10 protein-coding genes are annotated in these 12,459 nt (G+C 55.1%); 4 read left to right on the forward strand and 6 right to left on the reverse strand.

Annotation, left to right across the window (positions count from 1 at the left end):
- Positions 1-694: 694 nt before the first annotated feature.
- Entirely contained in the window at positions 695-1,630 is a 936-nt protein-coding gene (locus CPH65_RS13680) for a glycine--tRNA ligase subunit alpha (RefSeq protein WP_096173990.1), read from the forward strand.
- Positions 1,631-1,742: 112 nt separating this feature from the next.
- Here CPH65_RS13680 and CPH65_RS13685 read toward each other — a convergent pair whose 3' ends face one another.
- Together CPH65_RS13685 and CPH65_RS13690 are read right to left on the reverse strand one after the other, a co-directional pair.
- Positions 1,743-2,924, reverse strand: coding sequence for a FecR family protein (locus CPH65_RS13685; protein ID WP_096173992.1), 1,182 nt, complete (start codon positions 2,922-2,924; stop codon positions 1,743-1,745).
- Between the two features lie 283 nt (positions 2,925-3,207).
- Complete coding sequence (locus tag CPH65_RS13690; RefSeq protein ID WP_096173994.1) at positions 3,208-4,188, reverse strand: ChaN family lipoprotein; 981 nt, start codon at positions 4,186-4,188, stop codon at positions 3,208-3,210.
- A 275-nt stretch (positions 4,189-4,463) separates the two neighbouring features.
- Between CPH65_RS13690 and CPH65_RS13695 the strand changes: the two genes are divergently transcribed.
- Together CPH65_RS13695 and CPH65_RS13700 are read left to right on the forward strand one after the other, a co-directional pair.
- Positions 4,464-5,024 (forward strand): LemA family protein, encoded by a 561-nt coding sequence (locus CPH65_RS13695; RefSeq protein ID WP_096173997.1) that lies wholly within the window; start codon positions 4,464-4,466, stop codon positions 5,022-5,024.
- Between the two features lie 110 nt (positions 5,025-5,134).
- The gene (locus CPH65_RS13700; protein ID WP_096173999.1) at positions 5,135-7,126 is read left to right on the forward strand and encodes a DUF2207 domain-containing protein; all 1,992 of its coding nucleotides are present in this window, start codon (positions 5,135-5,137) and stop codon (positions 7,124-7,126) included.
- Between the two features lie 4 nt (positions 7,127-7,130).
- On the opposite strand, the gene CPH65_RS13705 is transcribed toward CPH65_RS13700, so the two are convergent.
- From CPH65_RS13705 to CPH65_RS13720, 4 genes are all read right to left on the reverse strand, one after another.
- A complete protein-coding gene (locus tag CPH65_RS13705; RefSeq protein ID WP_096174002.1) occupies positions 7,131-7,817 on the reverse strand; it encodes a ribonuclease HII in 687 nt (228 codons plus the stop codon).
- A gap of 11 nt (positions 7,818-7,828) precedes the next feature.
- Positions 7,829-8,773, reverse strand: coding sequence for an NAD regulator (locus CPH65_RS13710; protein WP_096176408.1), 945 nt, complete (start codon positions 8,771-8,773; stop codon positions 7,829-7,831).
- Positions 8,774-8,972: 199 nt separating this feature from the next.
- Positions 8,973-9,482 carry a tyrosine phosphatase family protein gene (locus tag CPH65_RS13715; RefSeq protein WP_096174004.1) on the reverse strand — a complete coding sequence of 170 codons (510 nt, stop codon included), beginning with the start codon at positions 9,480-9,482 and terminating at the stop codon, positions 8,973-8,975.
- 134 nt (positions 9,483-9,616) lie between these two features.
- Complete coding sequence (locus tag CPH65_RS13720; protein ID WP_096174007.1) at positions 9,617-10,225, reverse strand: YfbR-like 5'-deoxynucleotidase; 609 nt, start codon at positions 10,223-10,225, stop codon at positions 9,617-9,619.
- An 887-nt stretch (positions 10,226-11,112) separates the two neighbouring features.
- Here CPH65_RS13720 and CPH65_RS13730 point away from each other — a divergent pair.
- Entirely contained in the window at positions 11,113-12,147 is a 1,035-nt protein-coding gene (locus CPH65_RS13730; RefSeq protein ID WP_096174012.1) for a Fe(3+) ABC transporter substrate-binding protein, read from the forward strand.
- Positions 12,148-12,459: the final 312 nt, after the last annotated feature.

Below are 12,459 nucleotides of genomic sequence, written 5' to 3' on the forward strand. Positions count from 1 at the left end.
CAAATAATTATCACTGATGTCAATTATTGAGCAGACGACCAAGGGAACGGTGCTGCGGCACTCTTAATGTCGATCTGGCTTAATGTCGATCAGGAAGGGTAGGGCGAGCAGACCAAAGAAGGGGATCTGCTTTTAATCCATCCGAAGGAATTGGAATTGTAGGGACACCTTCCATCAGTCACGGAACCCTCCGGGGGACTCTCATTGAAACAATGCGAGGGAACCAGTCGTGATCAGGATCAAAAGCAGATCGACAACGCTTCGGAAGCTTGCCTCCGAAGGTCGCATAGTGATTGTCACTTTTCTGTTGGTCTTGCCCGGGGCTGCAGTTTGAAAGCCGCACCTTCTGCAGGATCCGGGTGGCGCCTTCTATCAGCCGTATGGTGAACACTATCTGATGTGGTCATTCATACTGTGTTCATAAAAGGCTGAAATGTGCCGTTTTGCGCGTATCGGGCGTGTCAATTGCCGGTGGATGTCAATAATCCGGCAAGTTGCCGGTTTCTTGTGTGGCTCAGAGGGGATAAAAATTTTGCACCGCTGTGAATTCATCTCGCAATAAGGGCATTGGCGAGGCAAAATCGCGCTTTCCTTATACCCGGCTTTGCATTAGGGTCCGCGCGAGACAAAGGGTAGCCGCCTGCGTTGCTCGCCCTTTTGCCAATTTGCCATAGATGAGAAGACAGACAGGAAGATGACCGACACCATCGCTCCCCACATGCAGCCGCAACGCTCCTTTCAGGGCATGATTCTGGCATTGCAAAGATATTGGGCCGACTACGGCTGTGCCGTTCTCCAGCCATATGACATGGAAGTCGGTGCCGGTACATTTCATCCCGCCACGACATTGCGCTCGCTCGGTCCGCGCCCATGGCGTGCCGCATATGTGCAGCCGTCCCGCCGCCCAACAGACGGACGGTATGGCGAGAACCCGAACCGTTTGCAGCATTATTATCAGTTTCAGGTTCTGCTGAAGCCGAGTCCGAAGGATTTGCAGGAGCTTTATCTGGGGTCGTTGAAGGCCATCGGCATCGACAGCTCCATCCATGATATCCGCTTTGTCGAGGACGACTGGGAAAGCCCGACCCTTGGGGCCTGGGGGCTTGGATGGGAATGCTGGTGCGACGGCATGGAAGTCTCCCAGTTTACCTATTTCCAGCAGGTCTGCGGCATCGAATGCTCGCCGGTCTCAGGGGAGCTCACCTATGGGCTGGAACGCCTTGCCATGTATGTTCAGGGCGTCGATAACGTCTACGATCTCAACTACAACGGCCGGGACGGAGACGACAAGATCTCCTATGGGGATGTCTTCCTGCAGGCGGAGCAGGAATATTCGCGGCACAATTTCGAATATGCCAACACCGAAATGCTGTTCGGTCACTTCAAGGATGCCGAAGAGGAATGCAAGGCTCTGCTCAAACAGGGCGAGGGCGGCGACATCCACCTGTGCGTGATGCCTGCCTATGATCAATGCATCAAGGCCTCTCATGTCTTCAACCTGCTTGATGCGCGCGGCGTGATTTCTGTCACCGAGCGTCAGAGCTATATCTTGCGCGTTCGGGAATTGGCCAAGGCCTGCGGTGAAGCCTTCTTGCTGACCAAGGCTGGCGGCGTGGATTATGTGGGATAACGATTGACGGATCGGTTGCCCCGTGGGGTGCCGTCATCTCTATTGTAAAGAAAAACCGGTTTTGATCTGGGATCGAAACCGGTTTTTTGTATTTTGAAATGCCGCGTTGAGCCTATCCGCCCATCCCTCGGCCATTGCCGTTATTGCCGTTATTGCCGTTATTGCCGTTATTGCCGTTATTGCCGTTATTGCCGTTATTGCCGTTATTGCCGTTATTGCCGTTATTGCCGTTATTGCCGTTATTGCCGTTATTGCCGTTATTGCCGTTATTGCCGTTATTGCCGTTATTGCCGTTGTTGCCGTTATTGCCTTTGTTGCCTTTGTTGCCGTTGTTGCCGTTGTTGCCGTTGTTGCCGTTGTTACCGTTGTTGCCGTTGTTACCGTTGTTGCCGTTGTTGCCGTTATTGCCATTGTTGCCGTTGTTACCGCTGTTGCCATTGTTGCCATTGTTGCTCTTTTCGGAGTCTCTGGCATTGGCGTTCCGGCGTTCCGAACTTAAATCGCTCGAATTGCGGTTTGAACGCTTGTTGTCCCACCGGTTTTGCGACTTGGAATTGCCCCGTTTGGGTTTGGACGTTGCCTGCTTTTGGGCCTTGTCAACGGAAATGGTCTTCTTGGTAGAACCTGCCTCAAGAGCATATTGTTTGTTGCCCTTGGTAACGGTCGCATAGAAGCCCGCTTTCACACGGTTGCGTCTGATAACGGAGACCGGCATGGGCTTTCCGGCCGGCTTCTTCGTCATTTGCGAGGCTCCGTTGGCATTGATCTGAACCCCGGCGCCCTGTCCGGGTCTGACTTGCACGGTTTCTCCCGATGCGTTGTTGGAAACCTGAACCTGCCCGTTGCGAACGGACACATCGGACCGGTTCTGCCCAACCTCCACGATGAAGACGGTGCCCTTCACCACAGCGGTCAAAAACGGTGTTCTGACAGAAAAATGCTGGCGATCCTGCTTGTTGACTGACAGTTCGATCTTGCCGCTTTGCTGCAAGACGAGCGTTTTGCCTTGCTGATTGTATTTTGATGGCGGCAGAGCAAGGATCGCATTCGGGCCGACCTGAATGCGTTCAGCGCCTCGTGTCAAAAGAATGCGTGTTCTTGAATGTGTTGAAAGGGTCTGTCCGGGCTGAAACCGCATCCCTTTGCGCACTTTGCTCGCGGGGCCCTGTTTTGACGCAAAGTAAGCGACGCCTGTAATTTTGGCGACCAACCATTCGTGCGAAGTCTGCGACGCGGCATAACTGGGCCAAAAGGCAATGGCGATGACGATGAGGAGGGTTTGCAGTCTGGACATGGTGATCAGCGCTTTCCTGCTAGGACACAAGGCACTCTTTTGATGTTTTCATATATGCGTAAAATGCCACATACGGGTGCAAGATTGGATTAACCCGAAGTTTGTCCGAGTGGATTTCAACAGAAATAGACAGAAACAACTTGGGTTATCTAGAACACAGTGAACAATGTCTAAATAGGCCAATCAGAAATGCGGGATTTGTACTTATTGGCACAGATGGAGACGAAATAAAAACGAGGAATTTAGAGTATTTATGTCCAAAATATAGAGACGAATGAAGAGACTATTGGCTCTGTTTGGGTGACAACTTGGAGGTGCCTTTTTTCATTTGTTCGAGCTGTTCTTTGAACCGCACACAGGGATCGATCTCGTCGACACGCGCCGTGAACCAGACATAATCGTACAGAGCGGGATCAAAGGCGGCGTAGGACTGAGGATTGGTTTTGTCTCTGATCACCTCGATTGACCCGATGACGATGGTGTCGGTCTGATCGTCAAGGAACATCGGAACGCCTCGGTCGCGGCGGACGTGCCCGTTGCCAGCTATCAGCACTGAAACCTCATCGGGTTTGAGGTCCTGTCGCATGGCGCGCGCCATATGTGCGTCCTTGTATCGCTGCATTGTTGCAAGGGGCATAAGGCTGTCTTTGTCCATCATGCCGCAGTGGGCATCAACCAGTTCATCCAACAGGCCCTCCAACTGGTCCTTGCTGTAGTCACGGTCCCAGCTGAGGTCTTCAAGCGCGGTTTCCGCAACGGCTTTGCCTTGCGCCACGCGCATCATCTCATCCCGATCAGGATTGCCGGGTTTGAGGCGCATGTCAGCGGCGAGGGCTGCATCGGCAATCGGCTGATAGAGCGACCAGGACGGCCAGCCCCGTTGCTGCCATTCAACGGCGTCACCAAGATTGGACAAGTTGCTTCTTTGAACGTCAGAGAGCGTTTCTGCATAGCGCATTTCGATCATCTCGAAAACCAACTGTCCCGTGCGGCCTTCTTCGCCCAACCAGCGCACAACATCTGCCTGTATGCGATGATGGATCGGATTGTCGTGTTTCTCGCCGACGAGCACATAGCGGGCCTTTTCCAGCGCATCCCGCAAGGCGTCTGGCTTGATGCGTGTGCCGGTTCCAACCGCATAAAGCTGTCCGGCCATTGGATGGTCAGTCAACAGCATGACATCCTCTTGTGAGTTGGCGGGCAGAGTGCCCATAATGGCGACGAGACAGGCAAGAGCGGAAGAAAAATGACGGAAACGCGGCATGGAATGGCACCCGAATTCAGACCCAGAAAGACAAAACAAGAGCGCTGACCAGCTCCTGTTTGATTGATTGATGCCCAATCATAATGCAGGGATCTGCCGATGCCAGCACGCAATTGCTCGGCACCGATAACAATTGCGTCAGGCGGTGAGGGCGGGATGATATGGCGATTCCCTGTGCCTGCAGATCTGCTTAGGCTTGCACTTTACCTCCCGTACGTTAATCTCCCTGCCAACGGTTGCCCGCTGGGTTGCCCACAATCAAGGGAGAATACACAATGGCTATCAGTTGGGTCTTGCTCGCAATCATCGTTGCGCTCGGTCTTTATGCCATTCTTATTTATAACAAGCTGGTCAAGACGCGTCAGATGGTGGATGAGGGATGGTCCGGCATCGATGTCCAGCTCAAGCGTCGGTCGAATCTGATTCCCAACCTTGTCGAAACCGTAAAGGGCTACATGGGACACGAGCGGGAAACGCTCGAAAAGGTCACCGAAATGCGTGCCCGAGCCGCCGGTGCGGCCAAGGGCGGAGCGGCAGAACGGGCCCAGGCCGAGGGCAATCTCAGCAAGGCTCTGGTCAATCTCATGGCGGTTGCCGAGAATTATCCGGACCTGAAAGCCAACGATGGCTTTCTCAATCTTCAAAGGGAGCTTTCTGGCCTTGAGGACGAGATTCAGTTGGCGCGCCGCTACTACAATGGCACGGTGCGCAATCTGAATACGATGATCGACCAGTTCCCGTCCAACATCATCGCGGGCTTCTTCTCCTACGCAAAGAAAGACTATTTCGAACTGGAAAACGAGGCGGATCGAGCAACCCCGCAGGTGCAGTTTTAGTGTCGCCACAATCTGAACGCAGGGTAGATTAGCCGAGCGCTGCATGATGCGGCTGCGTTGGCCGGTATTCGATCGCCAGACCAACACCAGACCTACAACAGAGATTTGTCATGCAACGCCTCCTTTCTCTTTGCCTGTCTTTTTTGACCGTCCTTGCTGTCGCGCTTCTGACGCTCGGGGGTGCCAATGCCCAGATCGCTGAAGAGGCGATCCAGGACTATCGCGTTGATATCATCGTCAACACGGATCGCACGGTCGACATCACCGAAACCATCACGGTCAATGCGCAGGGGCGGGAAATCAAGCGAGGGATCTTTCGCGATATTCCCGTGCGCTATCGGCGCAACGACGGGATGATTGTTGATCTCGATCTCGATGTGACCGGCGTCCGGCGCGATGGGGGAAGCGAGCATTACAATACGTCCCAGCAGGGGCGTTATACCCGCATTCGCATCGGTGATGCGGACGTGATGCTTGAGCATGGCCTGCATACCTATGAGATCAGCTACCGCGTTCAGGATTCCATCGGCTTTTTCGATGACTATGACGAGATCTACTGGAATGCGACCGGCAACGAATGGGCCTTCCGCATCGAGGAGGCAACGGTCTCTGTGACCTTGCCGGACGAAGCGCAGATTGGTGACCAGTATGCGGTCTATACCGGTGCGGCGGGGGCGACAGGCGATGCTTATGAACTGGTCTCAAAGACCGCAAACAGCCTTGTTGTCCGCACAACAAAGGCTCTCGCCCCCAGACAAGGCATGACCGTCGCGGTCGGCTGGCAGAAGGGTGTGGTTCCCTCGCCAACCAAAGCCGAGCAATCAACAGCCCTTCTTCTCGACAATGTCCCCACACTGGTGCTGCTGATTGGCAATCTGGCGCTCGGGGGCTGGTTCCTGTTCGCCTGGATGCGCGTTGGCAAGGACCCCGAAGGCGGCGCCATCATCCCGCGCTATCGCCCTTCCAAAGACCTCTCTCCAGCGTTGGCCAGCTATATCACCGGCATGGGACAATTCAAGACCGGCAATCAGTCCGCTTTCATGGCTGCCCTGATCGATCTGGCGATCAAACGGCGAGTGGTGATCGATGAGACCGGGGATGATCTTGTGGTCCGGAAGGAAAGCGGCGGTCCATGGGGAGATGTCGGCACAGATGGCTTGCCCGCAGGAGAAAAGGCGCTTTATTCAGCGCTCTTTGGCGGTACAAGCGCGGTAACCTTTGCCGACATGAAACACGCCAAGATGGCCACGATCATGAATGCCTTCTCGGGGGCCATCGAAACCGAAACCAATCAGGTCTATTTCAACCGCAATCTGGGCTATTTCCTGCCCGGTCTTGCGATTGCGGTCGTTGCTTTGATTGCCTTCGTCTACAGTTCGGTCGCGCTTGCCGCGCCATATATTTTCCCGATTGTTGAGCTTGTCGGCGCGGCCCTGAGTGTGGTTGTCCTGACGGTGCTGTTTGCAATCTTTCAGGCGATCCGCAAAAAGTCATCAGGCCCTGCGCTAAAGGGTGCCTTTCTGACGGTCTTCTTCACGATATTTCTCGGCGTTGGCTTTGGCGTTTTTGTCGCTGATGAGGCGAGCTTCTCGCTGGGGTTTGCCTTCTTCCGCATCAGCTCCATCTTGCTGATCATTCTGGGTATCCTGATGATCATCTTTTTCTCTGACTGGATGAAGGCACCGACCAGATTGGGCCGAAAAGTCATGGACGAGGTCGAGGGTCTGAAACTCTACATGACGGTGGCAGTCGCTGAACAAGCCCGAGAAGCCCAAGTCGCGGGTCTTCCCGATCTGACACCTGAGCTCTATGAGGATCTGTTGCCCTACGCGATCGCGCTTGGTGTTGAAAAAGACTGGTCCGATGTGTTCGAGGACAAGGTTTTCTCGCAATTGCCGCCGGAGAGAGCCTATCGCCCTACCTGGTATCGCGGGACCCACTTCAATCCCAGCCGACCCGCTGCATCTCTTGCAGGCATGACCAGTTCGCTCGGTCGTGACCTGTCGAGTGCCATGACGCCGCCTGCATCGTCTTCCTCGGGCTCCGGTGGTGGCGGGTCTTCGGGCGGCGGCGGCGGCGGCGGTGGTGGTGGTGGCTGGTAAGGGCCTAATCGGTCTTGGTCGAAGCGTCTTGCCTTGCAAGGCGCTCGGCTATGGGTCTGAAGCTCCTGCGGTGATGCACACAGACACCGAGCTGCTCAATCGCTTCCTGATGCCGTCTTGTGCCATAGCCCATGTGCACTTCAAAACCATATCCGGGAAAGGCCCGCCCGATCCGCTTCATCATGCGGTCGCGGGCCACCTTGGCGACAATCGAAGCCGCTGCGATCGACACGGAGCGCCCGTCGCCCTTGATGACATGTTCGCCGGGGCAGGGCGCTCCGGGCGGCACGTCCCTTCCGTCAAAAAGCGCATAGGCGGGCGGGAGCGATAGCCCCTCCAGTGCTTTCACCATGGCCCAAAGGGTCGCGCCGCGGATGTTGAGCGCATCGATCCGATCTGGTGCTGCACTGGCAACACAGACATGGGCCGTTTCGCAAATAATATCGAACAACGCCTCGCGCCGGGCCTCGCTCAATTTTTTGGAATCATTAAGTCCCTCGGGGATTGCCGCAGGATCGAGAATCACCGCAGCTGTGACCACCGGCCCGGCAAGTGGCCCGCGCCCCACCTCGTCGACGCCCGCAACAGGGCCACCAAATCGCTTGATGGCGCTTTCCTCAAGCGCGAAATCCGGGCCATCGGGGCGCGCGCTTAACAACGACATCTGGACCTGTTTCTTGCGCTTTGTCATTCTTGCCGTCCCTAGTTCACGCCGCCCAGTCGCAGACCGGGCGCAGGACGTTCCGCCAGAACAGATCGGCGAAACCGAAACAGCTTGGCAGGTCTGCCGCCCGTTGCGGACGAGCTGGCACCAGTCGGTTCGACCAACTGTCCCTGTTCAACCAGTCGCCGGAAATTCTGCTTGTGAAGATGGCGACCGGAAATGGCCTCCACCGTTGTCTGAAGCTCAGTGAGCGTGAAACTCTCGGGCATGAGTTCGAACACCACAGGGCGGTATTTCAGCTTGCTTCTGAGCCGAGAGATGGCGGTCGCCAGAATGCGGCGGTGGTCCATCTTCATTGGATGACCGAACAGGGGCGTGCCGTCATCCGGCGGTTCCAGACCCCGATCCAGATAATATTCGTGAACGAGCCCTGCCTCATACAGCAGTTCATAGCGCTCAAGCACCCGTTCCTCGTCCCATGTGCCGCTGCCAAGTCCGAAGTAGAGCTTGAATCGTTGCAAGGGAGTCATCGGGCGCAATTTGTCATCCCGGGCGCTTTTGGCCCAGACTTCCAGCGACGGCAAAATCCTGTCGTCCAGCATGTGCGGCCTGTCATCCCGCCAGTCTTCCCATGGAAAGAATCCATACCAGCTGCGCCAACGTCCGCCCATGTCAATGAGGCCTCGCCCCGGTATGGCGGCATCATTGCGCTGCAATTGCGTCAGGGCGAGATAACCGATCGACACTTCGTGACTGTCCTCTCCGCCCAGTTTTGTCAGGCGGCCCCGGTCACCAAAGGTGTAAAGCTGTTCGACATATCCCAGTTTCAGACCCGTTTGCTCATCCACCCATGTGCGCAAGCCCGCTTCAAGCGTGCGGTGGTGGACCGGATCGAATGGACCGAAGGGCAGGCCGCCAAGCCCGGCGGTTTGATCCCTTTGCTTGAGATCGACCACCAGCGTCACCGGCGACAGATCGCGCATCGCGATGATGGCGGCGTTCAGTCCCACAGTGATCGGGCGTCTTGAGGTGAATGGGGACGTGTCGCTCACGCGTCTCTCGCTCTTGTTTGCAACGGGGTTGAAAGGTCGGGGGCATTCGCTTGGGTTTGAGGTGGCTATTCTGGTTCGAGTGTACCAGCCTGACAGCATGGATCCAGCGCAAAGCCGCAGCCGCTTCGCCTCATCCGATATGCGGCATTGCGAAGATGTTGCCCTCATAGCAATCGGCACCGCGCCCGATGCTCTCGATGGCCTTCACCATGCGCCCCTCGCGGCCCAGGATTGCATCCGCCAACGCCACAAGGCGTTTGTTTGGCGTCGCTGGAGGGGAGGCTTCGCGCAAGGACAATGCCAACTCCATCTCTGACAGATCCGGCCTTAGGCAACACCCGGCGATGAATGCCGAGGCGGTGGATCGACTGACACCTGCCCAGCAATGCACCACCATCGGCGTACGGCGATCCCAGGCGCGGAAAAACGCAAGCATCGTTTCGACCTGTTGCTGAGAGCCCATCTCGAATCCCGGTGTCGCGACAGAAATGTCGTTCATGCCAAGATAGAGATGGTTTTCGGCGAGGATCCGTGCTGGGCGCTCCACTGGCGTGTCGGGATTGAGCACACTGAGAAGATACGTCGCCTCGACGGTGTCAACGACTTCACCAACCTTTGCCAATGAACAGACATAGAGCATGATTCAATCCTTAAAATTGATGGGGTGGGCAGAGACGCCGTATGGACAAATCTACTGCCTGATGGACAAAACAGATGGTAGCCAATTGGTCGAATGCTCTGCATGCTTGCCTGAGATACCGCCAATAGGCGGGGTCAGGAGTCAAGCAAACCGTGCAGACTATGGAACCGGTCAAGAAAGGCAGCCTGTGCCTGTTGGGTGCTCCATGGCTTGATCGGAAGCTGGTCTTCGGAAAGGCCCTCGGGGCGGCCGAACAGCTCCTTGGCTTCCTTGACCTCGAACCCGGCCAGATGCACCGCTTCGAAATAGGCCGAGATTCTGTCAGCTTCCTTGATTTTCTTCTTGAGTGCTTTCGTCGGGTGAGGGGACAGGCCAAAGCGCAGATGGATTGCCGCTTCCAGTCTTTCCTCGATATCCTTGTAACCGACGCCGATTGCCGACTTGAACGGAGAAATCATGTCGCCGATCACATACTCGGGACCATCGTGCAACAGACCCATGAGCGCAGCTTCCACCGGCAGGTTCGGGTTTTTGACGCGAAGGATCATCTCAACGATCAGGCTGTGTTGTGCGACGGAAAACGGATGATCTCCGATGGTTTGTCCGTTCCATCGCGCCACTCTGGCAAGGCCGTGGGCGATATCTTCGATCTCGATATCGAAGGGGGAGGGGTCAAGCAAATCAAGCCGGCGTCCCGACAACATCCGCTGCCAGGCTCTCGGCGCATCCGGTTTTTGTGACATGATCGGTATTCCGTCTTTTCACAATATCTGAGGCAAAAGACTCTCTTTGGAGTCCCGTGCTGCTTATGGGAATCGATTTAGCGCACCCTGTCGCGGATTGAAATGCCAGAAGCACAAAGCAGGCAAGATAGTTGGACATCGGGGGAGAACCGGGCAGGATTTGTTTCCATTTCGCGCTTTGCTTGTTTTGTTGCGACAGGTTGAAATAAAAATACACGCATTGCGAATGGTTGCGGAATAGTGCCTATTCTTGGTCGAGTTCACTTGGTAAAACAGCCTGTATGGGATAGTATTCGTTCAAAGCAAACCGGCAAGCAAGAAGACTGGCCAGAAAACCTCAGGCCAGCCATCACCGGAGTTTGTGTGGGGACTGGACTTCCGATGAGAGAAGCGCGGTTGATTCTGCGCTTCTTTCGTGTTCACCATTGCCGATGCGATCTCCAAGCTCCCTTTCCACTCATAGATGAATACAAGATAGGCCGGCCTGCTCTTTGCCAGAGGGTGGGATTTGTCATTCATTAGAGTCATGCGACGCCTCGCAAGTCAGATAGGGGCGATTGATCGGTTTCTATGAAAGGCCTTGCGGTGAGCTTAAAGCTGAGTATTGTTTTCAACAATTAATGCGACCATGCGGCGTGTGTTTTAACTTGAGAATTTAGTGCAACAAATAAAAGACCTTACCGCAAGTGATTGGAAGAATTCTAATATTTTTTGCTCAACAAAGCAACTAACTTACTGTTTTGTTAGGTTGTTCGTGTTGACTTTGAGAATGGTTCGCAGCAATGATTGCCTCAACTTCACGAGGCAGACGCCAAAGCAAAACGCATCGGTCCTGACCTTGCCCCCCAATCCTGGGCCTTGAACCCACTATTGGAGACAGAAAGACAATGAACAAATCCGCCCTCGCCATTCTGACGACCGTGGCTCTGACGACTGTTGCGCCTTCGCCTTCCATGGCAGATGGGGATGTAAATATCTATTCCTATCGTCAACCGTTCCTGATCGAGCCGCTTCTGGATCGGTTTACCGAAGAAACGGGGATTCAGGCCAACATCATCTTCGCCACGCAGGGCCTTGAAGCCCGCATCAAGGCCGAAGGCGAAAACACGCCCGCCGACCTTCTCCTTTCAACCGATGTTGGGCGTCTCGAGGCTGCCAAGCGGCAGGACATCGCCCAGCCGGTCCAGTCCGAAGTGCTTGAGCAGAATATTCCGGCGAACTTTCGCGATAAGGACGATCAGTGGTTTGGACTGACGACGCGTGCTCGTGTCGTCTATGCCTCCAACGAGCGGGTCGATCTTGACACCATCACCTACGAGGATCTGGCCGATCCCAAGTGGAAAGGCCGCCTTTGCACCCGGTCTGGTCAGCATGACTATTCCATCGGCCTGTTCGCTTCGATGATCGCCCACAAAGGCGAGGAAGTGACAAAGACATGGCTTGAAGGCCTCAAAGCCAATCTGGCGCGCCGCCCGACAGGCAATGATCGTGCGCAGGTCAAGGCGATCTATGCTGGCGAGTGCGATCTCGCACTGGGCAATACCTATTACATGGGTATCATGCAGACCAACGAGAATGAGCCGGAACAGCAGGAATGGGCCAAGTCGGTCCGCATCCTCTTCCCCAATTCCGAAGGTCGCGGTACGCACGTCAACATTTCAGGCATGTTGCTCACCAAGCATGCGCCAAACAAGGACAATGCCATCAAGCTGATGGAGTTTCTCTCGTCCGCAGAAGCGCAGAAGCTGTATGCGGAAGGCAATTATGAATATCCAGTCCTGGGTACTGTCGAGCCGTCGGAAATCGTCAAGAGCTGGGGGGACTTCAAGCCCGATCCCATCTCCCTCAATGAGATTGCCGATCAGCGCAAGGCCGCGTCCGAGCTGGTAGATGTGGTGGATTTCGACGCCGGAGCAAACTGACGGTAGAGAAAGACACTTCAAAAGAATTGGTTGAGGCTCTGCTCTAATTGGCTCTGTCCAAGCCGCACCTTTCGATCTGGTCCTCGGAAACGTGCGGAATGCGAAGTCTCACCCAATAAGCGTCGATAGACAGGACAATGCTTTTCTGGTCCTCTTGCATCCGTCTATTGCTATTGGCGCACTTCCCGCAAATCCCTCATCCGGACCGATGAGACAAAGCTGGTCCCTTTGTCTTCAACGACTGGATGAAATACACCGACATCGATCTTGCCCTTGGCAAGGTCACTGTTGAAAAGGGGATTTGATCATAGC

The sequence above is a fragment of the Cohaesibacter sp. ES.047 genome, assembly GCF_900215505.1.
Lineage (GTDB): Bacteria > Pseudomonadota > Alphaproteobacteria > Rhizobiales > Cohaesibacteraceae > Cohaesibacter.

Coding starts and splice junctions, on each gene's coding strand:
- CPH65_RS13680 (WP_096173990.1), top strand. CDS start 695: ATGACCGACACCATCGCTCCCCACATGCAGCCGCAACGCTCCTTTCAG.
- CPH65_RS13685 (WP_096173992.1), bottom strand. CDS start 2,924: ATGTCCAGACTGCAAACCCTCCTCATCGTCATCGCCATTGCCTTTTGG.
- CPH65_RS13690 (WP_096173994.1), bottom strand. CDS start 4,188: ATGCCGCGTTTCCGTCATTTTTCTTCCGCTCTTGCCTGTCTCGTCGCC.
- CPH65_RS13695 (WP_096173997.1), top strand. CDS start 4,464: ATGGCTATCAGTTGGGTCTTGCTCGCAATCATCGTTGCGCTCGGTCTT.
- CPH65_RS13700 (WP_096173999.1), top strand. CDS start 5,135: ATGCAACGCCTCCTTTCTCTTTGCCTGTCTTTTTTGACCGTCCTTGCT.
- CPH65_RS13705 (WP_096174002.1), bottom strand. CDS start 7,817: ATGACAAAGCGCAAGAAACAGGTCCAGATGTCGTTGTTAAGCGCGCGC.
- CPH65_RS13710 (WP_096176408.1), bottom strand. CDS start 8,773: ATGCGCGATCTGTCGCCGGTGACGCTGGTGGTCGATCTCAAGCAAAGG.
- CPH65_RS13715 (WP_096174004.1), bottom strand. CDS start 9,482: ATGCTCTATGTCTGTTCATTGGCAAAGGTTGGTGAAGTCGTTGACACC.
- CPH65_RS13720 (WP_096174007.1), bottom strand. CDS start 10,225: ATGTCACAAAAACCGGATGCGCCGAGAGCCTGGCAGCGGATGTTGTCG.
- CPH65_RS13730 (WP_096174012.1), top strand. CDS start 11,113: ATGAACAAATCCGCCCTCGCCATTCTGACGACCGTGGCTCTGACGACT.